Source organism: Streptomyces sp. NBC_01439 (assembly GCF_036227605.1).
GTDB lineage: Bacteria > Actinomycetota > Actinomycetes > Streptomycetales > Streptomycetaceae > Streptomyces.
Genome location: NZ_CP109487.1, coordinates 6,232,575 through 6,257,418, shown reverse-complemented (window position 1 = coordinate 6,257,418; position 24,844 = coordinate 6,232,575). Strand labels below are relative to the sequence as shown.

At 71.5% G+C, this 24,844-nt stretch carries 23 protein-coding genes and 2 tRNA genes; 11 read left to right on the top strand and 14 right to left on the bottom strand.

All coding sequences use genetic code 11. The annotated features are described in order from the left end of the window. Positions 1 to 18: 18 nt before the first annotated feature. A complete protein-coding gene (tig, locus tag OG207_RS28270; protein ID WP_329102068.1) occupies positions 19 to 1,407 on the bottom strand; it encodes a trigger factor in 1,389 nt (462 codons plus the stop codon). Between the two features lie 164 nt (positions 1,408 to 1,571). Continuing rightward, positions 1,572 to 1,648: transfer RNA gene (locus OG207_RS28265), tRNA-Pro, on the bottom strand. A 168-nt stretch (positions 1,649 to 1,816) separates the two neighbouring features. Between OG207_RS28265 and OG207_RS28260 the strand changes: the two genes are divergently transcribed. Together OG207_RS28260 and OG207_RS28255 are read left to right on the top strand one after the other, a co-directional pair. Then, positions 1,817 to 1,887 (top strand) — tRNA-Gly (locus tag OG207_RS28260). Between the two features lie 227 nt (positions 1,888 to 2,114). Further along, positions 2,115 to 2,660: a GNAT family N-acetyltransferase gene (locus tag OG207_RS28255; RefSeq protein WP_329102066.1), complete on the top strand. Its 546-nt coding sequence runs from the start codon at positions 2,115 to 2,117 to the stop codon at positions 2,658 to 2,660. A gap of 28 nt (positions 2,661 to 2,688) precedes the next feature. Here OG207_RS28255 and OG207_RS28250 read toward each other — a convergent pair whose 3' ends face one another. Next, positions 2,689 to 3,270, bottom strand: coding sequence for a TIGR04222 domain-containing membrane protein (locus OG207_RS28250; RefSeq protein WP_329102065.1), 582 nt, complete (start codon positions 3,268 to 3,270; stop codon positions 2,689 to 2,691). A 228-nt stretch (positions 3,271 to 3,498) separates the two neighbouring features. On the opposite strand from OG207_RS28250, the gene OG207_RS28245 reads away from it, so the two are divergent. Continuing rightward, on the top strand, positions 3,499 to 3,948 hold the full coding sequence (locus OG207_RS28245; protein WP_329102063.1) for a DUF3592 domain-containing protein: 450 nt from the start codon (positions 3,499 to 3,501) through the stop codon (positions 3,946 to 3,948). 86 nt (positions 3,949 to 4,034) lie between these two features. Here OG207_RS28245 and OG207_RS28240 read toward each other — a convergent pair whose 3' ends face one another. The 3 genes from OG207_RS28240 to OG207_RS28230 all read right to left on the bottom strand — a co-directional run bounded on the left by OG207_RS28240 (position 4,035) and on the right by OG207_RS28230 (position 6,246). Continuing rightward, positions 4,035 to 4,229 (bottom strand): membrane protein, encoded by a 195-nt coding sequence (locus OG207_RS28240; protein WP_030008564.1) that lies wholly within the window; start codon positions 4,227 to 4,229, stop codon positions 4,035 to 4,037. A 176-nt stretch (positions 4,230 to 4,405) separates the two neighbouring features. Further along, positions 4,406 to 4,861 (bottom strand): HD domain-containing protein, encoded by a 456-nt coding sequence (locus tag OG207_RS28235; protein WP_329102061.1) that lies wholly within the window; start codon positions 4,859 to 4,861, stop codon positions 4,406 to 4,408. Continuing rightward, complete coding sequence (locus tag OG207_RS28230) at positions 4,858 to 6,246, bottom strand: pyridoxal phosphate-dependent decarboxylase family protein (RefSeq protein ID WP_329102059.1); 1,389 nt, start codon at positions 6,244 to 6,246, stop codon at positions 4,858 to 4,860. The genes OG207_RS28235 and OG207_RS28230 overlap by 4 nt, the downstream gene beginning before the upstream one ends. A 140-nt stretch (positions 6,247 to 6,386) precedes the next feature. On the opposite strand from OG207_RS28230, the gene OG207_RS28225 reads away from it, so the two are divergent. Further along, positions 6,387 to 7,049 carry a DUF4232 domain-containing protein gene (locus OG207_RS28225; RefSeq protein ID WP_329102056.1) on the top strand — a complete coding sequence of 221 codons (663 nt, stop codon included), beginning with the start codon at positions 6,387 to 6,389 and terminating at the stop codon, positions 7,047 to 7,049. Between the two features lie 59 nt (positions 7,050 to 7,108). Here the strand turns inward: OG207_RS28225 and OG207_RS28220 are convergent, their stop codons facing one another. Both OG207_RS28220 and OG207_RS28215 read right to left on the bottom strand, forming a co-directional pair. After that, positions 7,109 to 7,975, bottom strand: a complete 867-nt coding sequence (locus OG207_RS28220) for an ABC transporter ATP-binding protein (protein WP_329102054.1) — start codon at positions 7,973 to 7,975, stop codon at positions 7,109 to 7,111. Between the two features lie 115 nt (positions 7,976 to 8,090). Beyond that, positions 8,091 to 9,233, bottom strand: coding sequence for a PP2C family protein-serine/threonine phosphatase (locus OG207_RS28215; RefSeq protein ID WP_329102053.1), 1,143 nt, complete (start codon positions 9,231 to 9,233; stop codon positions 8,091 to 8,093). A 116-nt stretch (positions 9,234 to 9,349) separates the two neighbouring features. On the opposite strand from OG207_RS28215, the gene OG207_RS28210 reads away from it, so the two are divergent. Next, complete coding sequence (locus OG207_RS28210) at positions 9,350 to 10,585, top strand: GNAT family N-acetyltransferase (protein ID WP_329102051.1); 1,236 nt, start codon at positions 9,350 to 9,352, stop codon at positions 10,583 to 10,585. 115 nt (positions 10,586 to 10,700) lie between these two features. Here OG207_RS28210 and OG207_RS28205 read toward each other — a convergent pair whose 3' ends face one another. Continuing rightward, entirely contained in the window at positions 10,701 to 11,507 is an 807-nt protein-coding gene (locus OG207_RS28205) for an Fpg/Nei family DNA glycosylase (RefSeq protein ID WP_329102049.1), read from the bottom strand. 70 nt (positions 11,508 to 11,577) lie between these two features. Further along, positions 11,578 to 12,063: a ribose-5-phosphate isomerase gene (locus tag OG207_RS28200; RefSeq protein WP_030010996.1), complete on the bottom strand. Its 486-nt coding sequence runs from the start codon at positions 12,061 to 12,063 to the stop codon at positions 11,578 to 11,580. Positions 12,064 to 12,281: 218 nt separating this feature from the next. On the opposite strand from OG207_RS28200, the gene OG207_RS28195 reads away from it, so the two are divergent. Then, positions 12,282 to 13,715 (top strand): amino acid permease, encoded by a 1,434-nt coding sequence (locus OG207_RS28195; protein ID WP_329102046.1) that lies wholly within the window; start codon positions 12,282 to 12,284, stop codon positions 13,713 to 13,715. A 75-nt stretch (positions 13,716 to 13,790) separates the two neighbouring features. Here OG207_RS28195 and OG207_RS28190 read toward each other — a convergent pair whose 3' ends face one another. Then, complete coding sequence (locus OG207_RS28190) at positions 13,791 to 14,375, bottom strand: biotin transporter BioY (protein WP_329102044.1); 585 nt, start codon at positions 14,373 to 14,375, stop codon at positions 13,791 to 13,793. Positions 14,376 to 14,661: 286 nt separating this feature from the next. On the opposite strand from OG207_RS28190, the gene OG207_RS28185 reads away from it, so the two are divergent. Continuing rightward, positions 14,662 to 16,059 (top strand): amino acid permease, encoded by a 1,398-nt coding sequence (locus OG207_RS28185; RefSeq protein ID WP_329102042.1) that lies wholly within the window; start codon positions 14,662 to 14,664, stop codon positions 16,057 to 16,059. Positions 16,060 to 16,114: 55 nt separating this feature from the next. Here the strand turns inward: OG207_RS28185 and OG207_RS28180 are convergent, their stop codons facing one another. Then, positions 16,115 to 16,897 (bottom strand): SDR family NAD(P)-dependent oxidoreductase, encoded by a 783-nt coding sequence (locus OG207_RS28180; protein WP_402695060.1) that lies wholly within the window; start codon positions 16,895 to 16,897, stop codon positions 16,115 to 16,117. Between the two features lie 148 nt (positions 16,898 to 17,045). Between OG207_RS28180 and OG207_RS28175 the strand changes: the two genes are divergently transcribed. Together OG207_RS28175 and OG207_RS28170 are read left to right on the top strand one after the other, a co-directional pair. Next, the gene (locus OG207_RS28175) at positions 17,046 to 18,455 is read left to right on the top strand and encodes an amino acid permease (protein WP_329102037.1); all 1,410 of its coding nucleotides are present in this window, start codon (positions 17,046 to 17,048) and stop codon (positions 18,453 to 18,455) included. Positions 18,456 to 18,640: 185 nt separating this feature from the next. Next, on the top strand, positions 18,641 to 19,297 hold the full coding sequence (locus OG207_RS28170; RefSeq protein WP_030016698.1) for a superoxide dismutase: 657 nt from the start codon (positions 18,641 to 18,643) through the stop codon (positions 19,295 to 19,297). A gap of 126 nt (positions 19,298 to 19,423) precedes the next feature. Here the strand turns inward: OG207_RS28170 and OG207_RS28165 are convergent, their stop codons facing one another. Continuing rightward, complete coding sequence (locus tag OG207_RS28165; protein WP_329102034.1) at positions 19,424 to 20,068, bottom strand: mycothiol-dependent nitroreductase Rv2466c family protein; 645 nt, start codon at positions 20,066 to 20,068, stop codon at positions 19,424 to 19,426. Positions 20,069 to 20,207: 139 nt separating this feature from the next. On the opposite strand from OG207_RS28165, the gene pepN reads away from it, so the two are divergent. Together pepN and OG207_RS28155 are read left to right on the top strand one after the other, a co-directional pair. Beyond that, positions 20,208 to 22,766 (top strand): aminopeptidase N, encoded by a 2,559-nt coding sequence (gene pepN / locus OG207_RS28160; protein WP_329102031.1) that lies wholly within the window; start codon positions 20,208 to 20,210, stop codon positions 22,764 to 22,766. A gap of 250 nt (positions 22,767 to 23,016) precedes the next feature. Continuing rightward, positions 23,017 to 23,976: a hypothetical protein gene (locus OG207_RS28155; protein ID WP_329102028.1), complete on the top strand. Its 960-nt coding sequence runs from the start codon at positions 23,017 to 23,019 to the stop codon at positions 23,974 to 23,976. On the opposite strand, the gene OG207_RS28150 is transcribed toward OG207_RS28155, so the two are convergent. Next, on the bottom strand, positions 23,952 to 24,839 hold the full coding sequence (locus OG207_RS28150) for a pyridoxamine 5'-phosphate oxidase family protein (RefSeq protein WP_329102026.1): 888 nt from the start codon (positions 24,837 to 24,839) through the stop codon (positions 23,952 to 23,954). The genes OG207_RS28155 and OG207_RS28150 overlap by 25 nt on opposite strands. Between the last annotated feature and the right edge of the window lie 5 nt (positions 24,840 to 24,844).

The window sequence follows — 24,844 nt, the reverse complement described above, 5'->3', positions numbered from 1 at the left end:
TGGGCTTCGCCCGGGGTGTTACTTGGCCTCTTCGGCCTTGACCTCGTCGTCGCCGTCGACGGCGGCCTCGACGGTCTCGGCGGCCTGCTCCTCGTCCTCGTCGGACATGTCCACGACCTCGCCGTTGGTGTCGACGACCTTGGCGGCCTCGACGACGACCGCGAGGGCCTTGCCGCGGGCGACCTCGCCGACCAGCATCGGAACCTGGCCACCCTCGACCACGGCCTGGGCGAACTGGTCGGGGGACATGCCGGAGGAAGCGGCGCGGCGCATGAGGTGCTCGGTGAGCTCCTCCTGGTTGACGCCCAGCTTCTCCTTGTTGACCAGCGCGTCGAGGACGAACTGGGTCTTGATGCCCTTGATCGCCTGCTCGGAGGTCTCGGCGTCGAACTCCTCGACCGTCTTGCCCTGGAACTCCAGGTACTTCTCGATGGTCAGACCCATCTGGCCGAGCTGGTGGTGCTCCAGGTTGTGCTTGCGGGTCTGGACCTCGTCCGCGAGGAGCTTCTCGGGGATCGGGACCTCGACGAGCTCCAGCAGCTTCTCCAGGACGCGCTCCTGGGCCTGCGTGGCCTGGTCGTACTGCTTCATGTTCTCGAGGCGCTTGCGGCTGTCCGCCTTGAGGTCCTCGATGGTGTCGAACTCGCTCGCGAGCTGCGCGAACTCGTCGTCCAGCGCCGGGAGCTCCTTGGCGGAGACCTTGGTGACCTTGACGGTGACCTCGGCGTCCTTGCCCTCGGCGGAGCCGCCCTTCAGCTGCGAGGTGAAGGTGGCCTCGCCGCCGGCCTCCAGGCCGGTGACGGCCTCGTCGATGCCCTCGAGGAGCTCGCCCGAGCCGATGGTGTAGGAGACGTCGGAGGCGACGCCGTCGGGCAGCACCTCGCCGTCGACCTTGGCCTCGAGGTCGATGGTGACGACGTCACCCTCGGCGGCGGCGCGCTCGACGTCCGTGGTGGACGCGAAGCGGCCGCGCAGCTGCTCGACGGACTTCTCGACGTCCTCGTCCGAGACCTCGATGGCGTCGACCTCGACCTCGATGCCGGAGAAGTCCGGGATCTCGATCTCGGGACGGACGTCGACCTCGGCGGTGAAGGCGAGGACCTCGCCGTCCTTCAGCTCGGTGATGTCCACGTCCGGCTGGCCCAGCGGGTTCAGGTCGGCCTCGTTGACGGCCTCGGTGTAGAACTTCGGGAGCGCGTCGTTGACGGCCTCCTCCAGCACCGCACCGCGGCCGAAGCGCTGGTCGATGACGCGGGCCGGGATCTTGCCCTTGCGGAAGCCCTTCACCGTGACCTGCTGGTTGATCTTCTTGTACGCCGCGTCGAGGCTGTCCTTGAGCTCCTCGAAGGGCACCTCAACAGTGAGCCGAACCCGAGTCGGGTTCAGGGTCTCCACGGCGCTCTTCACGGTTCGGTCTCCTTGTGGCTGACTGCTGGGGATTCTGCCGTCGCGCTGTGATTCAGCGGTTCAGCGGACTTCGGCCCGGTACATCAGACACACGGGCACGCAGCTTGCATAGTAACCGCAAGCGGCAATCAGCCCACAACGCGATCTTGCGGAGACACTGCTGCTGGTCGGGGTGGCCGGATTCGAACCGACGACCTTCCGCTCCCAAAGCGGACGCGCTACCAAGCTGCGCCACACCCCGTCGGTGCGACACGTAGGGTACATGCCCGGAGACACTCTGATGCGCCGGGTTTCCGAAGGCATTTCGGGCGGACCTCCGCCACGACGCCGAATGTGGTGTGCACCCACCGGGAGCGACCCGCTAGGATGCTGTCCGTGCCGAGGTCCCCGGACCTGCGGCGCGCGCATTGCGGGTGTAGCTCAATGGTAGAGCACTAGTCTTCCAAACTAGCTACGCGGGTTCGATTCCCGTCACCCGCTCAGAAGTACGAAGGGCCAGGTCAGAGGGCATCTCCTCGACCTGGCCCTCCGTCGTTCCCGGGGTCGCGATCAGCCGGTCGCGATCGGTGCGGGCAGTGCCGTGGCCCGTGCGCGTCTTCAACCTCCTTGTGCCGAAGCCCGTTGACGCGGCGGGCGCGCCGCCCGTGTGCCGAAGATCATGAACGTGTGGCCCGGTCCGGGAGGGTCCTGCCGTAGGGTCGGTCGGCATGGCTCGTGGACATCACGACCAGAGCGTCGCAACCGGGCTCACGACCGAAGTCGCCGGATTGACCTTGCGTGTGCTCAGTGTCGAACAGGCCGATGAGTACTACGGGCTCATCGATCGAAATCGCGAGCACCTCACCCGGCACGGCGACTACGAAGCGCTGGCCGCATCGGACTACGAGACGGCCCGCGCCGAGCTGCTCGACGCTCCCGATCCGTCCCTCCGCTGCGGCATCCTGCTCAGGGGTTCCCTCATCGGCCGTGTCGACCTCGTGGCCGCCAACCCGCCCGCGTACGGATTCGGGTACTGGCTCGACCACGAGGCAACGGGACACGGGTACGCCACGGCGGCCTGCCGCGCGCTGATCGACTACGGGGCCACTGCGCTGGGCGCCACCGACGTGTTCGCGGGCGTCACCCACGGAAACGACAAGAGCGGCGCCGTCTTGACCAGGCTCGGCTTCCAGGTCGCCGAGGTCTTCGAGTCCTACACCCGGTACCACCGGACCCTCGTCGGCCCGCCCTGCGCAGGTGCCGCACAACGGTGACGGGTCCGGTGCCGCGCCGCGCGTTCCCTCAGTCTCCGCCCCCGCCCCCGCCACAGCTGAAGCCGCCCTCCGCGTGCGCGTGCGCGTGGTGATCGGACTCGTTGTCGAGGGCCTTGCCCATGCGGCGCAGGGTGCGTCCGAGGCCGTCGGGGGCGGCCTCGAACAGTCCGTACTGGACGGGGCCCGGGTCGAGGCGTGCGGGGCCTTCCAGTACGTACGGGGGAAGGCTTCCCTCGGCCACTGCGGCCGCCAAGCGGCGGCGCCCCGCCCGGGTGGTCCGTCGTCGCCAGTTGCCCACGAGGCCGAGGAGGACGAGCCGGCGGGCGAGTTCGTCGACCTCGTCGCAGTGCCCGAGCGCCTCGAACACCTCCCGGACGCGCTTGCTCCGCGGGCAGGCTGCGATCACCGCGCGTTCGACCGGATGCTGCGGGAGCTCTGCGCCGATGGTGCGCAGCCGAGCGGCCCGCAGGGACAGCGTCCCGTGTTCGACGAGCGAGATGATCGCGCTCTCCACGACCCGCCGCTCGCCGCCGGCGAGGTAGGCGTACTCGTACAGGTCCAGTACGTCATCGCCGTTGCCCGCTCCCGTTCGCCGGTACGCCCTTGCCATGCCGCCTCCCGCCCCGCCTTCCGGACACGCATCGCCCGCATGGTCTCCCGGAGGTGACGGTTCCGGCGGGCCTGCAGCCGCATTCAGAGCTTCCCCTGAGGTTCGGGGCCTGCGCCTTTGTTGCCGACCTCGGGCAGCCAGGGTGGGCAGGGGTGTGCCGACACCGCTCCGTGATGCCAAGTCGGCTGCTCTGACAGTCTGTTCCACGGGGAACGGGGGGGACGGGAATTGGACAGCGCATCGCGCCGCGTGGGGCCGCGCGGGACTCTGGTGGTACCGCTGGTGATCGCGCTGCTGCTGGCCGCCCTGTCGGTACTGGTGATGCTTCCGGCAGCCCAGCACCTGCGCTCGCTCCGCGACGGCGAGCAGGCTCGGGCGACGTTGCGATCGGGCGGCTCGTGCGTGCTGGGCAGGTGCCGGGTCGAGTTCGAGGCCGGCGGGCGGACCGTGGTGACGAACCTGCCGACGGGCAGCAGCGGCGGCAAGAACCCGGCCGGCACCCAGCTGACGGTCCGGTACCGGGCGGAGGATCCGCGGATCGTCGCCAACGAGGGAGACCTGTGGGGTGGCCCGTTGGCCATGCTGGCCGCGCTGTCGGGCGCAGCCGCGCTGTTCTTCCTGCTGCTACCGGTCCTCGCGGAGCGGTATTGGCGGCGGGTCGCCGAGGGCTCCGGCTGACCCGTCCCCAAGGTGCGGGGTCGCCGAGGCTCGGGTGAGGTGAGCGCGGCGTCCGCCACGCCCCCGGGGCTGGAGCGGGCCCGGGGTCAGAGCTTGATGTTCGCGATCATCGTCGCGAGGGAGTTGAGGAAACGGTTCACGTCGTCCGCGATCGAGCTGGACGCGAGGAAGAAGCCGAAGAGCGCCGCGACGATGGCGGGGCCCGTTTTGATGTGGTTGCCGCGGATCAGCACCACCAGAATGACCGCCAACAGAACCACCACTGACAGCGAAATGGCCACTACTGATCACACCTTCGGTCGTCCCCTGGTCGGCCCGGGGCGCACGGCCAGGCACACCCCCACATGGACCATCCTCCCACCAACGGGCCCCGGCTATACGCCCCGTACCGAACAGCCGTGGTTCCGTTTCCGCCAACCACACGTGCGACAGGAATATTTCGGGCGCGGGGCACGGGTCACGAGGTGGTGAGGCCGAGGAGGGAACGGATATTCGCATACTTTGCGGACAGTCGCTCGCGCGTGGGGCCGTCCAGCACGGAGAGGCGTACGGGGTCCGCGTTGTGCGCGAGGTCGGCCTCCTTGATGAGCAGCGCGCCCGGGGTGGCCAGGATGCGGGCCGCGTACTGCTCGACCGGTTCGTCCGGGCGTTTGGTGACCGCGAGGACCATGTCCTTCACCGTCTGCGGGAGGGCCGCCGCGTCCAGCCAGGTAAGGCTGAGGGCCTCGTCCTCGATGGCGTCGTGGAGCCAGGCCGCCGCCTGCTGTTCGGCGGTGCCGCCGCGCAGCCGCACGCCCTCGGCCACGGCCGCGAGGTGTTCGGCGTACGGCCGGCCGGCCTTGTCGGTCTGGCCCTCGTGCGCGCTGCGCGCCAGGGACTCGACCTCGATCAGAGTCAGGGGGCTGTTGGTCATGCGATCTCCCTTGCCGCTGCGCCGAGGGCCTCCGCTGCCCGGCGTACGTCCGCTTGCGTGGTACGCCAGTTGGAGAACGCGGCACGCAGGGCGGCGGTTCCCCCGTAGACGGTGGGAGTGACGAACACCTCGGCGGCCGCCGCCTCCCGCAGGGCGGTGAGGCGCTCCGGGGTGGGGGCTTCGGCGAGGGTGAAGCAGACGACGTTCAGGCGGACCGGGGCGAGGAGGGTGAAGGCGGGGTCCGCCTCCAGGGCGGCGCCCAGCGCGCGGGCGCAGGCGATGTCGCGTTCGACGATCTCCCGGTGGCCCTGGCGGCCGTACGCGCGGAGCGTGAACCAGGCGGCGAGGGCGCGCAGCCGGTGGGAGTTCTCGGGGGTGAGGTGGACGAGGTCGGGGTGGTCGCCGAGGGGACCGAGGTAGGCGGCGGAGTTCTGGAAGACGCGGGCCTGCAGGTCGCGCCGGCGGGTGAACTGGACGGCGCTGTCGTAGGGGACGTTGAGCCATTTGTGCAGGTCCACGCAGACGGAGTCGGAGGCGTCGAGGCCGTCGACGAGGTGCGCGTGCTCCGGGGAGAGGGCGGCGAAGGCCCCGAAGGCGGCGTCGGTGTGCAGCCAGAAGTCGTGGCGCTCGCGCAGGGCTTCGATCGCCCGGAGGTCGTCGAAGTCGACGGTGTTGACGGTGCCCGCGTTGGCGACGACCACGGCCGGTCCGGGGGTGTCGGCCAGCGCCCGGTCCAGGGCGGCGGGGTCGACGGCCTCGCGGCCGGGCAGGGTGGGCACCTGGACCAGGGAGTTGCGGCCGAGGCCCAGCACCGAGAGGGCCTTGGCGATCGAGGAGTGCGGGGCGCCGGAGAGCACGCGGACGGGGCCGAGGGCCGCCGCACCGTCCTCGGCCGGGGACACGCCGAGGCGTTCGCCGAGCCATTCGCGGGCGACGGCGAGGCCGGTGGTGTTGGACATGGTGGCGCCGGAGACGAAGGTGCCGGAGTGGGCGGCGGTCAGGCCGAAGAGGTCGCGGAGCCAGCCGACGGTCTCGCGTTCGAGGTCCTGTCCGCCGCCGTCGAGGCCGGAGTTGGAGTTCTGGTCGTGGACGGCGGTGAGCCAGTCCCCGGCGAGGGCGGCGGGAGTGGCGCCGCCCGTGACGAAGCCGAGGTAGCGCGGTCCCGCGGAGGCCGACAGCCGCGGCTCCCAGCGGTCGCGGAAGGCGGCGAGCGCGGCGTCCGTGCCGGTGGCGCCCTCCGGGAGGGGCTCGGGGTCGTACGGCTTTCCGGCGGGCGGTACGACGGGGCGCGCGTCCAGGGCGGCGAGCGCGTCGGCGGCGGCGCCGCGGGTGGCGTCGAGGAGTTCGGGGAGCCGGGCAAGATCGGCGGCGAGCGTGCGGTCCATGGGGGCACGTTAGGCCCGGGCGGGTGCCGTGCGGGCGGGCCAATCCAGGGCGAGTGGCCCGCCCCGGCCCCGCCCGGCCCCGCCCCGACCCCGCCGCGACCCCGCCGCGGTCCTGCGGCCGGCCGTCGTAGGCTCGGCGGATGATCACGAGACGGTGGGTACGGGGCGTCGTCGGGGGCGCGGTGGCGGCGGGGGTGCTGGCCGGGGCTGCGGGGTGTGAGACGCCGCCGGCGCCGAAGGCCGCGCCCGGGCCGACCCGGGCGCCGGGACAGCCCCCGGGTCCGAGCCGGACCCCGACTCCGCCGACTCCGACGCCGACTGCGACTCCGACTGCGCCCGCGAGTCCGGCCGCGCCCGAACCGGCCCCCGAGGCGTGCCCCGAGGGCGGAGTCCGGCTCGTCGAGGGGTCCGGGGACGCCGTGATGGGGCTGCGGCTGGCGGGCTACCGGCTGGTCAACTGCGGTACGGACGAGTACGTGCTGGAGGGCTATCCGCAGGTGCGGCTGCTCGACAAGCAGGACCAGCTGCTGGAGGTGACGATCGGGCACGGCTCGGCGCCCATCACCTCCGAGGTGCCGGCCGTGGACGCGCCACCGGAGCGCGTGACGCTGGCGCCTGGGCAGACCGCGTCGATGGCACTGCTGTGGCGCGACCTGATCACCGACGTGACCGTGCCACCGGTGGAGGGCTGGGTGCTGGAGGTGACGCCGAAGCCGGGCGCGCCGCGGCTGGGCCTGCGCCTGACCCGGCCCGTTGGCCTCGGGAACACCGGGCAGCTGGGGGTCGGTCCCTGGAAGCGGTGACCCTGCGACCCGGCAACACGGCAACACGGCAACCGTCGAGGATCTGCGGGATCTGCGGATCAGGCGGCTGCTCCCGTGTACGCCCGGGCCGGGGCGGTGAGTGCGGCCATCCGGGCGGCGACGGCCGCCGCGGAGCTGCGCGGCAGCCGGTCCGCGATCAGGCCGTCGGCGAGGAAGAGCACCTGGTCGGCGTGGGCGGCGGCGGCCGGGTCGTGGGTGACCATGACGACGGTGGCGCGCAAGGAGTCGACGGCGTCCCGGAGCAGCCCGAGGACCTCCGCCGCGGTGGTGGTGTCGAGTGCACCGGTGGGTTCGTCGGCGAAGACCACGTCGGGCCGGGTGACGAGGGCCCGGGCGATGGCCACGCGCTGCTGCTGGCCGCCGGACAGCTCGGCCGGGCGGCGGCCGCCCTTGCCCTCGAGGCCGACGCGGGCGAGCAGCTCGGCGGCACGGGCCCGGCCCTCGTGCGCCGAGCGGCCGCCGGCGAGCCGCATCGGGAGCAGTACGTTCTGCTCGACGGTAAGGGACGGCAGCAGGTTGAAGGCCTGGAAGACGAAGCCGAGGCGGCTGCGGCGGAGTTCGGTGAGCTCGTTCTCGTTCATCGCGGTGATCTCGGTTCCGCCGAGCCGGACGGATCCCTCGGTGGGCAGGTCGAGTCCGGCGGCGCACTGCAGGAAGGTCGATTTGCCGGAGCCGGAAGGTCCCATGACGGCGGTGAAGGTGCCGCGCGGCAGGCTGAGGTCGATCCCGCGCAGCGCGTGTACGGCGGAGCCCCCGCGTCCGTAGGCCCGCCGTACGCCGCGCAGCTCGACGGCGGCCGCGGTGTCGTCCGCCTCCCGTGCGGCCCGCGGGTGCTGCCCGTGCTGCTCGTACTGCCCCTGCTGCCCGTACTGCCCCTGCTGTCGCTTGCTCCGTCGGAGCCCCATGGTGTGCCGCCTCTCGCCGCCGTCCTGCTCGTGGCTCCGACGCTACGGATCATGGTGGGCCGGCGGCCATGACGCCGCCCGGCGGACCGGCGGTGGGGCAAACCCCACCCCGTGGTCAGGCGGAGCGGCGGATGAGCAGCAGCGCGCGGTCGTCGTTGACGTCCTTGGCGACCTTCTCGATCAAGTGCCAGGCCGCGCCGTCCCATCCGGCGGCGACGTAGCGGTCGGCCTCGCCGGTGAGGCGGTCCATGCCCTCGCTGATCTCCCGGTCGGAGGTCTCGACGAGGCCGTCGGTGAAGAGCATCAGGACGTCGCCGGGGCGCAGGTTGCCGCGGGCGGGGATGAATTCGGCGCCGTCGTAGACGCCGAGGAGCGGGCCCTCGCCGGACTTCTCCTGCCAGCGGCCGGTGCCCGCCGAGAGCTGGAGGGCGGGGAGGTGGCCGGCCGAGAGGAGCTCGTAGTCGCCGGTCTCCAGGTCCAGGACGAGGTGGATGGAGGTGGCGAAGCCCTCGTCCCAGTCCTGGCGGAGCAGGTAGCCGTTGGCGGCGGGCAGGAAGCCGTGGGCGGGCAGCGCGCCGAGCAGTCCGCCGAAGGCCCCGGAGAGGAGCAGGGCCCGGGAGCCGGCTTCCATGCCCTTGCCGGAGACGTCGGTCAGGACGATCTCCAGGGTCCGGCCGCCGTTGGTGCGGGCCGCGACCACGAAGTCGCCCGAGAAGGACTGGCCGCCGGCCGGGCGCAGCGCCATCTCGCGGTGCCAGCCGCGCGGCAGGGCGGGTAGTTTGCTCTGCACCCGGATGCGTTCGCGCAGGTCGAAGAGCATGGTGCCGCCGCGTCTCCAGGGCACGCCGACGCGGCTGCGGAACTGGGCGATGACCAGGCCGAAGAACCCGCAGGCCGCGACCACCAGCACGGTGCCGGGGGTGACCCTGGCCGGTCCCTGGGTGTAGGGGCCGAGCACGAGGGCCTCGACGATCAGTGCGGTCGCGGAGGCGGCGTACAGGGCGAGGAGGCTGGCGGGGCGCAGGAGCAGGCCGCCGGCCACGATCGGCAGGACGAGCGCCGACGGCGAGAACCAGACGGGCAGCATCAGCGTGCCGCAGGCGATCGCGGGGACGGTGAGCAGCAGTCCGCCGAAGGCGAGCCAGTCGGAGGCGTCGCCCCGGAAGTAGTCGACGGCTGATTTGCGCAGGGCTGTGCGGCCCCGGTGCAACATCATGCGCATCCGGGCCATGAGGGGTTCCACTCGTGCTCCGGCCATTGCTTCGGGACCCTATCCATCCTGACTGTGGATGCGCAGGGGTACCCCCGGACCTGGGGCTCGGGACGCCCGAAAACTCTTCGACTGCGACGGAGTGTCCGGGTGAGGATGACGGCATGGATCTTGAGATGCGCGTTTTGCAACAAGACGAGTGGGATGTCTGGTTCGATCACCTGGAGCTGGCCTTCGGCGGCGTGGCCGAGCCTCCGGAGGGCCGGACACTGTTCCGGGCCCTGACGGAGCCGGACCGTGCGCTCGGGGTCTGGCAGGGCGAGACGTGCGTCGGCTCGGCGGCGGCCTTCAGCTTCCACCTCTCGGTGCAGGGTGGCGCACTGGTGCCCGCGGCCGCGGTGTCCTTCGTGGGAGTCGCGCCGACGCACCGCCGTCGCGGCATCCTCGGCTCTCTGATGCGGCGCCAGCTGGACGACGTCCGGGCGGCCGGTGAGCCGCTCGCCATACTGACGGCCTCCGACCCGGCGATCTACGGGCGCTTCGGGTACGGCCTCGCGACCTACGCCATGTCCCTGGAGATCGACACGACGCGCGTGCGGCTCGAGGTGCCGCCCGGGACGGACGGGGTGCGGCTGCGGCTCGCCGACCCGGAGAAGTCGCTGGCCGCCTGCGAGCGGGTGTACGCCGACCTGGTGACCCGGCGGCCCGGGGCGCCGGCCCGGCAGCCCGGCTGGGAACGGATGGCCGTCACGGACCCGCCCGGGGAGCGGGGAGGCGCCTCCCCGCTGATGTGCGTGGTGGCGGAACGGGCGGACGGCGAGGTCGCCGGGTACGCCCGCTACCGGGTCAAACCGGACTGGAACTCGTCGGGTTCGGACGGGACGGTCCAGGTCGAGGCCCTCGATGCACTGGATCCGGCGGCGACGGCCGCGCTGTGGCGCTACCTGTTCTCCATCGACCTGACGTGGACCGTACGGGCCGCCAAGCGCCCGGTGGACGACCCGCTGCTGCACTTGGTCAGCGACATCAGGCGGTCGAAGCCGACCACGCGCGACTCCCTCCACGTGCGCCTGGTGGACCTGCCGGCGGCCCTGGAGGCGCGCTCGTACCGGTCCGCGGTGGACGTGGTCGTGGAGGTCGAGGACGCGTTCTGTCCGTGGAACGAGGGGCGGTGGCGGCTGGTCGCGGACGCCGAGGGCGCCGCCCGGTGCACCCGCACCGCGGAGCCGGCGGACCTGGAGCTGTCGGTCCGGGAGCTGGGTTCCGCATATCTGGGCGGGATCACCCTCACCTCGCTGGCCGCGGCGGGCCGGGTACGGGAGCTGCGCCCGGGAGCCCTCGCGGAGGCCTCGCGCGCCTTCGCGGGCGACGTGGCGCCCTGGCTGCCGCACGGCTTCTAGAAGCGGCGCGACCGAACGCCCGGGCGGCCCGGCGGCCCGGCGGCGACCTGGCGGCCCGGTGACCCGGCGACCTGGTGACCTGGTGACCTGGTGACCTGGTGACCCGGCGACCGCGTCAGCGGGGCTGGCAGCCGGGGCACCAGAAGAGGTTGCGGGCGGCGAGGTCGGCGGTGCGGATCTCGCCGCCGCAGATGTGGCAGGGCATGTTCGCCCGCCGGTAGACGTACACCTCGCCGCCGTGGTCGTCGACGCGCGGCGGCCGGCCCATGGCCTCGGGCAGGTGCTCGTCGCGGACGGTGTCGATGCGGTTGTTGCGCACGCCCTCGCGCATCAGCGCGACCAGGTCGGCCCACATGGCGTCCCATTCGCCGCGGGTGAGGTCCCGGCCCGGGCGGTAGGGGTCGACGCCGTGCCGGAAGAGGACCTCGGCGCGGTAGACGTTGCCGATGCCCGCGACGATCTTCTGGTCCATAAGGAGGGCGGCGACGGTGGTGCGGGAGCGGGAGATCCGGACCCAGGCCCGTTCGGGGTCGTCGTCGGCGCGCAGCGGGTCCGGGCCGAGCCGGTCGTGTATCGCCTTCTTCTCGCCCTCGCCGATCAGTGCGCAGGCGGTGGGGCCGCGCAGGTCGGCGTAGTGGTCCTCGTTCATCAGGCGCAGCCGGACGGTGTCCGTGGCGGGCGGGGCCGGGGCGGGGCCGAAGCCGAGCTTGCCGAAGAGGCCGAGGTGGATGTGGATCCAGGCGTCGCCCAGCTCCAGGAAGAGGTGCTTGCCGTGCGCCTCGGCGCCGTCCAGTACGCGCCCGTCGAGCACGGCCGCGCTCTGCTCGAAGCGGCCCTGGGGGCTGCTGATGCGGACCGGCCGGCCGGCGAACCGTTCGGCGTGGTCCTGGGCAAGGCGGTGGATCGTATGCCCCTCGGGCACGGCGGAGCTCCTCGGAAAGAGAAACCGGCCGTACCGCCCCCGGGAGGGGGCGGTACGGCCGGAAGCGGGATCAGCCCTGCGGGTGGTGGGCCGGGATCGGGGGGAGCTCGCCGGTGGTCTCGTAGGCGGAGAGCATGTCGATGCGGCGGGTGTGGCGCTCCTCGTCGGAGTACGGGGTCGCCAGGAACGCCTCGATGAAGCTGACGGCCTCGTCCTGCGTGTGCATCCGGCCGCCGACGGAGATGACGTTGGCGTTGTTGTGCTCACGGCCGAGCTGGGCGGTCTGGACGCTCCAGGCCAGGATGGCGCGGACGCCCTTGACCTTGTTGGCGGCGATCTGCTCTCCGTTGCCGGAGCCGCCGATCACGATGCCGAGGCTGCCGGCGTCGGCGGCGGTCTTCTCCGCGGCGCGGAGGCAGAACGGCGGGTAGTCGTCCACCGCGTCGTAGATGTGGGGCCCACAGTCGACGGGCTCGTGGCCGTTGTTCTTGAGCCAGTCCACCAGGTGGTTCTTGAGCTCAAAGCCGGCATGGTCGGATCCGAGGTACACGCGCATGGGACGAGTGTGGCACGAGGAGGCCCGACAGCCCGCAGCGGGTGTCGCGTAAGTCACTTCTAAAGCTCAAGTAAACCCAAAGAACGCAGATGGGACAGGGCGGCGGCACCTCCTGGACGTTCACACCAAGGCAACGATCCGGATTGGGGTCTTCCGTCTCGCGTTCATCTCAGGTTTGAATGCCGGGGCTCGCAACCCGAGAACCTAAGGATCCGTCCATGAGCTCCACGACGACCCTTCAGAAGGAAGGCGGCCCCACCGGGAACCCCGGTGACGGCCAGCCCTCCGACGGTCTGAAGGCCGGTCTCAAGAACCGCCACCTGTCCATGATCGCCATTGGCGGCGTCATCGGCGCCGGCCTCTTCGTCGGTTCCGGTGGCGGCATCGCCAAGGCCGGTCCCGCCATCCTGATCTCCTACGCCCTCGTCGGCGCCATGGTGGTCTTCGTGATGCGGATGCTCGGCGAGATGGCCGCTGCCAGCCCGAACTCGGGCTCCTTCTCGGCCTACGCCGACCGCGCGCTCGGCCGCTGGGCCGGCTTCTCCATCGGCTGGCTCTACTGGTTCTTCTGGGTCGTCGTGCTCGCCGTGGAGGCCACCGCCGGTGCCGCCATCCTGGAGAGCTGGATCCCGGCCGTCCCGCAGTGGGCCTGGGCACTGATCGTGATGGCGGTGCTGACCGCCACCAACCTCGGCTCGGTCGCTTCCTACGGTGAGTTCGAGTTCTGGTTCGCGGGCATCAAGGTCGTCGCCATCGGCGCCTTCGTGATCGTCGGCATGCTCGCCGTCTTCGGCCTCCTGCCGGGCTCCGACAACCCGGGTGCGGGCTTCGCCCACCTGACCGACGCCGGCGGCTTCTTCCCCAACGGCTACGGCGCCGTCCTCACCGGTGTGCTGATGGTCGTCTTCTCCTTCATGGGCAGCGAGATCGTCACCCTGGCGGCCGGCGAGTCGGAGAACCCCCGCAAGGCGGTCACCCAGGCCACCAACTCCGTCATCTGGCGGATCGGCGTCTTCTACCTCGGCTCGATCTTCATCGTGCTGACCCTGCTCCCGTGGAACGACAAGTCGATCACCGAGAAGGGCTCGTACGTCGCCGCCCTGGACTCGATCGGCATCGCGCACGCCGGCACGATCATGGAGGTCATCGTCCTGACCGCCGTGCTGTCCTGCCTGAACTCGGGCCTCTACACCGCCTCCCGCATGGCCTTCTCGCTCGGTGAGCGCGGCGACGCCCCCAAGGCGTTCGCCAAGGTCAACAAGAACGGTGTGCCGGTCGCCGCGATCCTGGGCTCCACGGTCTTCGGCTTCGTCGCCGTCTACTTCAACTACGCCTTCAAGGACACGGTCTTCAACTTCCTCCTCAACTCCTCGGGTGCCATCGCGCTCTTCGTGTGGCTGGTGATCTGCTTCACCCAGCTGCGGATGCGCGGGATCCTGGTCCGCGAGGCCCCGGAGAAGCTGACCGTGAAGATGTGGCTGTTCCCGTGGCTGACCTGGGCCACCGCCGCACTGATCATGTTCGTGATCGGCTACATGTTCGTGGACGACGCCAACCGCGAGGTCGTCACCCTGTCGACCCTGGTCGCCGGTGTGGTCGTGCTCGTCGGCGTGGTCCTGGACGTCCGCCGCAAGAAGGCCCTGCAGGGCTGATCACACGTGCACGTACGCCGGAGCCCGGCCCGCCTCGTGGAGGCGGGCCGGGCTCCGGTGCGTGGCGGGGGCCGCTCAGCCGCGGCGGCCGACCAGCTTCCAGGCGGCCGGCAGGGCGCCCATGGCCAGCGCGGCCTTGAGGGCGTCGCCGATCAGGAACGGGACCACGCCCTTCGCGACGGCCGTGCCGAGGGACATCCCGGTGGCGGCCATCAGGTACGGCACGCCCACCGCGTAGATCACGGCCGAACCCAGCACCATCAGGCCGGCCGTGCGCAGCACCGAGCGGTCACCGCCCCGGCGCGCGAGGGCGCCGACGACGGTGGCGGCGAGCAGCATGCCGAGCACGTAGCCGAAGGAAGCGCCGCCCGCGCCGGAGGTCCCGCCCGCGAACCACGGCACGCCGGCCATGCCGACGAGGGCGTACAGCGCGAGCGAGAGGAAGCCGCGGCGTGCCCCGAAGGCGGTGCCGACGAGCAGTGCAGCGAAGGTCTGGCCGGTGACGGGGACCGGGGAGCCGGGAACGGGAACCGCGATCTGGGCGGCCAGCCCGGTGAGCGCGGCGCCGCCGACGACGAGCGCGATGTCGCGGACGCGGCTCGCGGGCAGCAGGTCGGCGAGGACGGCGCCGGGCCGGAGGGAGACGGAGGCAGTGCTCATCGGGAGGCTCCACGGGTTGGGGGTGGCGGGACGATCACCGACGGTAGTGCGCGCCGCGCCGCCGCCCCACCGCCGCCCGGGACAAAGCCGCGCTCCCTGCTTTGGTGGGGATTTCACAAAGCCGATGCCCCACGCCTGAGCCAGCGTGATCCTGGTCACGAGGAACATCGGACAGCACGTCCGTTTTGCACGAAAGACCGCCGCTCAGCGAGACTGTAGGATCCCGCCAATTCCGACGCGGGGCTCCCACCGCCACTGGGCCCGAACGAGAGTACGAGCACCCTTCATGCGTGAGCGCCTGGAAGAAGCACCTTCCTCCACGGGCGATCTGCCCGCGGAACCCCTCAGCCACAGCCTCAAGCAGCGCCACCTGACCATGCTGGGCCTCGGCGGCGTCATCGGCGCCGGGCTCTTCGTCGGCTCCGGCGCCGGCATCGGCATCGCCGGTCCCGCGATCATCTGCTCCTATCTACTCGCGGGCCTGCTCGCAATGCTGGTGATGCGGGCGCTGGGCGAGATGTCGGCCGCGATGCCCGCCTCGGGCTCGTTCTCCGTCTACGCGGAGCGGGCGCTCGGGCGCTGGGCCGGCTTCTCGGCGGGCTGGCTGTACTGGTTCCTGCTGGTCGTGGTGCTGGCCGTGGAGGCCACCGGTGCGGCGAAGATCGCGAACGGCTGGCTGCCCTCGGTCGACCAGTGGGTCTGGGTGCTGCTGTTCATGGTGGTCTTCACCGTGAGCAACCTGGCCGCCGTGAAGAACTTCGGCGAGTTCGAGTTCTGGTTCGCCGCGCTGAAGGTCGGCGCGATCGTGCTCTTCCTGATCCTCGGCACCCTCGCGGTCTTCGGCCTGCTCCCGGACACGGAACCGGTCGGCACGGCCAACCTCACCGGCCAGGGCGGCTTCTTCCCCGAGGGCTTCGGCGGAGTGGTCGCGGGCATGCTCGCCGTCATCTTCGCCTTCGGCGGCCTGGAGGTCGTCACCATCGCCGCCGCCGAATCGGACGACCCGGCGCGGTCGGTGTCCCGGGCGGTGCGCAGCGCGGTGTGGCGCATCCTCTTCTTCTACGTCGGCTCGATGGTGGTCATCGTGACCCTGCTGCCGTGGAACGCGCTGAAGCCGGGCGAGAGCCCGTACGTCGCCGTCCTCGACTCCATCGGCATCCCGGGGGCCGGCCAGATCATGAACATCGTGGTGTTCGTGGCCCTGCTGTCGGCGCTGAACGCGAACCTGTACGGGTCCTCGCGCATGGTGTTCTCGCTGGCCGAACGCCGTGAGGCGCCGCAGGCGCTGCTGAAGGTCTCGGGCGGCGGGGTGCCGCGCCGGGCGGTGTTCGCCTCGGTGGCCTTCGGCTTCGTGTCGGTGGTGCTCAACCTGCTGTGGCCGGACACGATCTTCCTCTACATGCTCAACGCGGTCGGCGCGGTGCTGCTGTTCGTGTGGGCGCTGATCGCCGTCTCGCAGCTGAAGCTGCGCCGCCGGATCGAGCTGGACATGCCCGAGCGGCTGACCCTGCCGATGTGGCTGTTCCCGTACGCGACCTGGGCGGCGCTGCTCGGAATGGCGGCGGTGCTGGTCCTGATGCTGTTCGACGATTCCGCACGGCCCCAGCTGCTGTGGTCCTCGGGGGCGGCCGCACTGGTCCTCGCCGTGGCGGGGATCCGCGAGCTGCGGGACCGCAGGGCCTGACGCAGAACCGGACGAACAGGACCCCCGTGCCGACGGCGCGGGGGTCCTGCCGTTCTCAGGTGCGCAGGTAGGAGGCCCCGTTGACGTCGAGGACCGTGCCCGAGCTCCAGACCGCCTCGGGGGAGGCCAGGTAGAGCACGGCGGAGGCGATCTCCTCCGGGTCCGCGACGCGGCCGAAGGGGCTCTGCGCCCGGATGCCGGCGCCCTCAGGCCCCTCCAGTCGCCCTGCGACCCGCTCGGTGGCGACGAAGCCGGGGGCCACGGAGGCGACGGCGATGCCGTGCGGGGCGAGGGACACGGCGAGGGACTGGCCCAGGGCGTGGACCGCGGCCTTGGTCGCGCCGTAGGCCGGGTGGTCGGGCTCGCCCCGGAAGGCGCCGCGCGAGCCGATGTTGACGATGCGTCCCTCGCGGCCCGACTCGATCATGCGGCGCGCGACGCAGTAGCTCAGGTTGGCGGAGCCGAGGAGGTTCACGTCGACGGTCCGCCGCCAGGCCTCCTGCCAGCCCTCGTACGAGGTGTCCGGCAGCGGGTGGGCGACCATGACGGCGGCGTTGTTGACCAGGACGTCCACGCCGCCGAGCGCCTCCTCCGCCTCGGCCGCCAGGGTCTCGACGCCGGCCGGGTCACCGAGGTCCGCGGCGACCAGCGCATGCCCCTCCCCTTCCAGCGAGGCGAGGGTCTCCTCGGCGTCCGCGCGCCGGGCCGAGCAGTGCACGGCGACCCGGTCGCCTCGCTGGGCGAAGGCGGCCGCGATCGCCCGGCCGATCCCCCGGGAAGCGCCGGTGACGAGTACGCCCCGGCCGGTGCTACGAAGTCCTGTCACGGTCCGGCCCATCAACTGCCCCCTCGATCCGGTGCGTCCGCCGCATCCGGTGGCTGCGACGTCGCCGTGAGCGTACGGGCGTGATCACGAACCGTGAAGCCGTCGTCCGAATATCGGACGCAGAATGTCCGGCGATCGGACGCTCGGCAGACTGGCGCAAATGAGCCAGAGCACCCTGACACCCCCCGAAGCGCCGCAGACCGGCGCCGGTTCGCCCCTCGGCAACGGACTCAAGCAGCGCCACCTCTCGATGATCGCCCTCGGCGGTGTCATCGGCGCCGGACTCTTCGTCGGCTCCGGAGCCGGCATCGCCGCCGCAGGTCCCTCGATCGTGCTCGCTTACGCGGCGTCCGGGCTGCTCGTGATGTTCGTGATGCGGATGCTCGGCGAGATGTCCGCCGCCAACCCCGCCTCGGGGTCCTTCTCCGTGCACGCCGAGCGGGCGATCGGGCCCTGGGCCGGATTCACCGCCGGCTGGATGTTCTGGATCCTGCTCTGCGTGGGCGTGGCCATCGAGGCCATCGGCGCGGCGCACATCGTGACCGGCTGGTTCCCGGGCACCCCCTCCTGGATGTGGGTGCTGGTCTTCATGGCGGTGTTCTGCGGCTCCAACCTCGCCGCCGTCTCGAACTTCGGCGAGTTCGAGTTCTGGTTCGCCGCCCTCAAGATCGGCGCGATCGCGCTCTTCCTGGGCCTGGGCGTGCTGGCCGTGCTCGGCCTGCTGCCCGGCACCGACGCCCCCGGCTCCGCCAACCTGCTGCACGACGGCGGCCTGCTGCCCCACGGCGTGGACGGCCTGCTGGTCGGCCTGCTGGCCTCCGTCGTCGCGTACGGCGGGTTGGAGACGGTGACCATCGCGGCCGCCGAGTCCGAGGACCCGGTCAAGGGCGTGGCCACGGCCGTGCGGACCACCATGTGGCGGATCGCGATCGTCTACGTGGGCTCCATGCTGGTCATCGTCACCCTCCTGCCGTGGAACGACCCGGCCGTCACGGCGGACGGCCCCTACGCCGCGACCCTGGACCGCCTGGGCATCCCGGCGGCCGGCGAGATCATGAACGTGGTCATCCTGATCGCCCTCATGTCCGCGATGAACGCCAACATCTACGGCTCCTCGCGGATGGCCTACTCCCTCGTCTCCCGCGGCCAGGGCCCCAAGGCGCTGGGCAAGGTCGACGGCGGGGTGCCGCGCCGGGCGGTCCTCGCCTCCTGCGGCTTCGGCTTCGTCACGGTGCTGCTGTCCTACTGGTACCCGGACACCCTGTTCGCCTGGCTGCTGAACATGGTGGGCGGGGTCATCCTGATCGTCTGGGGCTTCATCGCCGTCTCGCAGTTCGTGCTGCGCCGCCGGCTGGAGCGCGAGGCCCCCGAGAAGCTGGTCGTGAAGATGTGGGGCTTCCCCTACCTAACCTGGGTGGCGCTGGCTGGGGTGGCCGCGGTGCTGGTGCTGATGGCCCTGGGCGAGGACACGCGCGTCCAGGTGGTCTTCACCGGCGGGCTCACCGTCGCCCTCGCGGTGACCGGATACGTCCTGCAGCGCCGGACATCGGCGGCAGGCGCAGCGGCGTAACACCCGCACCGAACGGCACGTCAGGGGCCGGGCTCATGCGATCGCATGGGCCCGGCCTCCGGCGTTCCGGAGGTCCCGACAAGAGAGGTAACCCTTACGTGAGCAGAGGAATAGATGCTGCTAGCGTGCAGTTGCGCATTAATTGCAATTAGCGATTGGCACGCCGAGGGGACCGGAAAACACGCATGGCCATCTACACGCTTCCTGAGCTTCCGTACGACTACGCGGCGCTGGAGCCGGTGATCAACCCGCAGATCATCGAACTGCACCACGACAAGCACCACGCGGCCTACGTCACGGGCGCCAACAACACGCTGGAGCAGCTGGCGGAGGCGCGCGACAAGGAGAACTGGGGCGCCCTCAACGGCCTGGAGAAGAACCTCGCGTTCCACCTCTCCGGCCACATCCTGCACAGCATCTACTGGCACAACATGGCGAGCCCGAAGACCGGCGAGGGCGGCGGCGAGCCCACCGCGGCCGACGGTCTGGGCGACCTGGCCGACGCGATCACCGAGTCCTTCGGCTCCTTCGCGAAGTTCAAGAAGCAGCTGACCTTCGCGTCCTCCGCCACCCAGGGCTCCGGCTGGGGCGTGCTCGCGTACGAGCCCGTCAGCGGCCGCCTGGTCGTCGAGCAGGTCTACGACCACCAGGGCAACGTGGGCGTCGCCAGCACGCCGATCCTGGTCTTCGACGCCTGGGAGCACGCCTTCTACCTTCAGTACAAGAACCAGAAGGTGGACTTCATCGAGGCGATGTGGAACGTCGTCAACTGGCAGGACGTGTCCAAGCGCTACGCCGACGCCAAGGCGAACACCCCGCTGCTGATCCCCGCCAAGGGCTGATCGCAGCACCACGAACCCGTCCGCCTCGTGATCGTCTTCTCAACCTTCACCGGCGGGCGTGTCGAACGGAAGACCCCCGTGAGGACGTGACTCACGGGGGTCTTCTGTGTGGTGCGGCGGCCGGTCCTACTCGAAGGAAGGACCCTTGGTACGGGTGCGCTTGATCTCGTAGAAGCCCGGGGTCGAGGCGACGAGCAGGGTGCCGTCCCAGAGCCGGGCGGCCGCGTCGCCGCGCGGGGTCGGGGTGACGACCGGACCGAAGAAGGCGACGTCGCCCTCGGCACCCGGAACGGAGATCACCGGGGTGCCGACCTCCTGGCCCACCCGGTCGATCCCGTCGTTGTGCGAGGCCCGCAGCACCTCGTCGTACTCGTCCGAGTCGGCGTACGCGAGCAGCTCGGCCGGCAGGCCGACCTCGGCCAGCGCCTCGGCGATCACCTCGCGGGTCGGGCCCTTCTCGTCGTTGTGTATGCGGGTGCCGAGCGCGGTGTAGAGCTTGCCGGTGACCTCCTCACCGTGCTTCTGCTGGGCGGCTATCACCACGCGCACCGGGGCCCAGCCCTTGGGGCCGAGCAGCTCGCGGTAGACCTCGGGCAGCTCGTCGAGCTTGTTCTCGTTGAGCACCGCCAGGCTCATCACGTGCCAGCGGACCTCGACGTCGCGGACCTTCTCGACCTCGACCATCCAACGGGACGTCATCCAGGCCCAAGGGCACAGCGGGTCGAACCAGAAGTCGACCGGGGTCTTCTCGCGCTCCTGGGTGTCGGTCATGTCTCTCCTCGGTATCTGCATGGGTCGCACAAGGGCATCACTGGGCTCAGGTCCCCCGTCACCAACCAGTACCGGGTGGCGCGCATTCCCTCGTGCGAGGATTCGACGCAAGAACGCGACCACGCACGAAGGAGTGCACGTGCCCGGAGAGAATCTGTCCCGCGACGAGGCCCGCGAGCGGGCCGAGCTGCTGTCCGTCGACGGGTACGAGGTGGTCCTCGACATCCGGTCCGCGGTGGACGAGGCCGAACCGGCCGAGGGTCCGCGGACCTTCCGCTCGGTGACCACGATCCGCTTCCGGGCGGCGGGCACCGGCACTTCCACCTTCGCGGACCTGATCGCGCCCTCGGTGAACGCCGTGACCCTGAACGGGCGCGCGCTGGACGTGGCCGCCGTCTTCGACGGCGCCCGGATCTCCCTCGACGGCCTGGCCGCCGAGAACGTCCTCGTGGTGGACGCCAACTGCGCGTACAGCCGGACCGGCGAGGGCCTGCACCGTTTCGTGGACCCGGAGGACGGCGAGGTCTACCTCTACACCCAGTACGAGCCGGCCGACGCGCGGCGGGTGTACGCGAACTTCGAACAGCCCGACCTGAAGGCCCCGTACCGCTTCGAAGTGACGGCTCCCGAGGGCTGGCAGGTGTGGAGCAACGGTGCGGAGGAGTCCCGCGAAGCGGGCGTCTGGCGGTTCGCGGAGACCGCGCCGATCTCCACGTACATCACGTGCGTGGTCGCGGGCCCCTACCACTACGTGACGGACTCCTACACGCGCGGGGACCTGACCGTCCCGCTGGGCGCGATGTGCCGCAAGGGACTGGCGAAGCACTTCGACGCCGATGACGTCTTCCTGATCACCAAGCAGGGCTTCGACCTCTTCCACGAGATCTTCGACTACCCGTACCCCTTCGGAAAGTACGACCAGGCCTTCGTGCCCGAGTACAACCTGGGCGCGATGGAGAACCCGGGGATGGTGACCTTCCGCGAGGAGTACATCTTCCGCGGCAAGGTCACGAAGGCCTCCTACGAGCGCCGCTCGAACACGATCCTGCACGAGATGGCGCACATGTGGTTCGGCGACCTGGTCACCATGAAGTGGTGGGACGACCTGTGGCTGAAGGAGTCCTTCGCGGACTTCATGGGCTCCTTCGCACTGGTGGAGGCCACCCGCTTCGACCAGGCGTGGGTCACCTTCGCCAACAACCGCAAGGCGTGGGCCTACCGGGCCGACCAGCTGCCGTCCACGCACCCGATCACGGCCGACATCCGTGACCTGGAGGACGCCAAGCTGAACTTCGACGGCATCACTTACGCCAAGGGCGCGGCGGTGCTCAAGCAGCTGGTCGCCTACGTGGGGCGGGAGGCCTTCCTGGAGGGCGCCCGGCGCTACTTCAAGGCCAACGCGTACGGGAACACCACGCTCGACGACCTGCTGTCGGTGCTCGCGGAGGTCTCCGGGCGGGACATGGCGCAGTGGTCGCGGGCCTGGCTGCAGACCGCCGGCGTGAACGCGCTGACCCCGGTGATCGCCTACGACGCGGGCGGCCGGGTGACGGAACTGGCGGTCGTGCAGGAAGGTGACGAGCTGCGCCCGCACCGGGTCGCGGTGGGCCTGTACCGGCTGGATTCCGACGGGGCGCTGGTGCGCTACGCGCGGGCCGACGCGGACGTGTCGGGAGTGCGGACGGTCGTCACGGAACTGGCGGGCGCGGAGCGGCCCGACCTGGTCCTGGTCAACGACGAGGACCTCACCTACTGCAAGATCCGCTTCGACGAGGGCTCGATGGCCACGCTGCGGGCGCACCTCGGTGACCTCACGGACCCCCTCGCCCGGGCGCTGAGCTGGTCGGCGCTGTGGAACCTGACGCGCGACGGCCTGCTGCCGGCGCGCGACTTCGTCTCGCTGGTCCTCGCGCACGCGGGCCGCGAGAGCGACGTCGGCGTCCTGCAGATGCTGCACGCGCAGGCCCTGACCTCGGTCACCCACTACGCGGCGCCCGCCTGGCGCGAGCAGGGCGGGCGGGAGCTCGCGGCGGGCGCGTTGCACGAGCTGCGGGTCGCGGCGCCGGGGTCGGAACACCAGCTGACGTGGGCCCGTTTCTTCGCCGCGAGCGCGGCGACGGAGGACGACTTCCAGCTGCTGCTGGGGCTGTTGGAGGGCTCGGCGCGGATCGACGGGCTGGAGGTGGACCAGGAGCTGCGCTGGGACTTCCTGCTGCCGCTGGCCGCGCACGGGGCGGTGGACGAGGCCGTGCTCGCCGCCGAACTGGCGCGCGACGACACGGCTTCGGGCAAGCGGCACCAGGTGCGGTGCCTGGCGGCGCGGCCCTCGCAGGCGGTGAAGGACCAGGCGTGGGCGGCGGTGGTCGAATCGGACGCGCTGTCCAACGCGCTGGTCGAGGCAACGATCGCGGGCATGCAGCAGCCTTCGCAGCGGGGCCTGCTGGCGGGCCACGCGGGGCGCTACTTCGAGGTGATCGAACGGCTGTGGGCGGACCGGTCGATCCAGATCGGCATGGACGTGGTGAAGGGGCTGTACCCGTCGCTCCAGGACTCGGAGTCCACCGTCTCGGCGACGGACGCCTGGCTGTCCTCCCACCCTTCGGCTCCGCCGGCCCTGCGCCGCCTGGTGCTGGAGTCGCGCGACGACCTGGCCCGGGCCCTTGCCGCGCAGCGCTGCGACGAGGCGGCGGGCCAGTAATCCCGCGGCTCCGCTGCTGGGGCTCCGCCCCAGACCCCGCGCCTCAAACGCCGGCGAGGCTGAGCATTCAGCCCGTCCGGCGTTTGAGGACCGGGTCCAGAGCCCGGGAAACGGCGCCGGGCCTGGTCCCCCATACGGGCGCACTCCATCGGCAGTCGAACGCCCGTACTTTAGCCCTGGCTTGTCCGGATTTGTCGACGAGCGCGTAACAGGGGTTAGCAGGGCCGCGGCCCGCGGGAATCACCGCGTCATGAACCACAACGCGCCCCTCCCCCTCGCCCACCTCACCGGTAGCCGCCCCCGCGTGCTGACCCTCGCCCAGCTGCGCGAGCACGGCGTCACCGCTTCCGACGCGGCCGAGCGGCCCTGGCAGCAGATCCTGCCCGGGGTGTTCCTGCTCCACTCCGGGCCGGCGACCAGCGAGGAGCGGCTGCACGCGGCGCTGTTGTACGCGGGGCGACGCGGCGACGAGGCCATGATCACCGGGTTGGCGGCGCTCGCCCTGTACCGGTTCGGCTCGGCGCCCCCGCTGCTCGCCCTCCCGCACATCGACGTCCTGGTGCCCGGCACCCGGCGGCTGCGCTCCACCGGGGACGTGCGGATCGTACGGACGCACACCCCGCCGAGGCCCCAGGAGGTGACCGGACTGCCGGTGGCACCCGTCGCGCGGGCCGTCGCCGACGCCGTCACCCAGCTCTCCGACGCAGGCACCGTACGCCGCCTGCTGAGCGAGGCCGTTCGCGGCGGGCACTGCGAACCGGCCGCCGTCGTACGGGAGCTGACGGTGGCCCGGCTGCTGAACCGGCCGCACGTGGTCGATGCGGTCGAGTCGCTGCTCGCGGAGGGCCGGGCCATCGCCGAGGACCGGCTGTACCACCTCGTACGCGGCTGCGAGCTCCCCGACCCGGCCTGGAACGTCGACCTGCGCCTGCCCGGTGGCCCGCACCTCGGCGGGGTCGACGCGTACTGGCCCGAGCAGTCCGTCGCCGTGGAGATCGACACCCGCGCCCCGCGCCAGGGCGAAGACGAGCAGTGGTCGGAGTCCGTGCGCAAGCGCGAGACGCTGGAGCGGCTCGGGGTGACCGTCATCCACATCACCCCGCGCAAGCTCCGCGACTGGCCCGAGCAGCAGGCCGCGGTCATCCGGACCGCCCTGACGGCCGCCGACGACCGGGAACCCGCCGCCTACCTGGTGGTCCTGCCCAGGTGAGGCGAGTATTCCGGGGCGCTCCAGAGCAGCCGACCTGGATGCAGCGCCTCCACCACCGACTCCACCCGGAAGCGGGTGCGGCGGCTCCCGTCGGCCCCGAACTCCGTCCGGGCCCGGCCGCTGAGCTGAAGGACCGCCCCGCTCTCCCAGTCCGGGAAGAGCAGCCCCGCCCGCGGGTCGGCCGTCAGGTTCCCCAGCGTCAAGAACATGGCGTTGCCGGCGTAGTCCGGCCAGGCCAGCTCGACCGGCGAGAGCACCTCCACGAAGCCCGGCAGCCCGCCCCGGTGACTGGCGTCGACCCCGTCCGCCTCCGCCGTGGTGGCGACGAAGAAGGTGTCGGCGGCGCGTACGGCCCGCTGCTGGCCGGGGGTCAGCGCCTCCCCGCGCCGCACCACACCCGGCCCCTGCCGGACGAGCTCCAGCGGCTGCCGCGCCTGCAGGTACTTCGGGCAGTTGCCGAAGACCTGTTCGACCTCGACGGCGAAGCCTCCCCGCGTCACCTCCAGGGTCCCGTTCAACCGCATCCGGCGCCGGGTGCGCGGGTCGAGCGCGATGGTCCCGACCCGGGTCCCGGCCGTGGCCAGCGCCTCGGCGAGCGGATCTCCCGCCGGTGGACCGCCGGCGACCGCGACCCGGTCCGGCCCGGTGGCCCGTACGAAACCGGGCGCACTGGTGAGCAGGGAGGCCCACACCCGCCCCGCGCCGTCGGCGGCGCCGACGACCAGGTGCGGCTGGAGCCCGAAGAAGGCCGCGGCGACGTCCCGTACGCCCGTGCCGATCGAGCGGCCGACGCGCTCGGCGAGGTCCCGTACGCCGACCCGCTCCTGCACGGCCAGCGCGCCCCAGTGGTACGCCCCGGACATCGGAG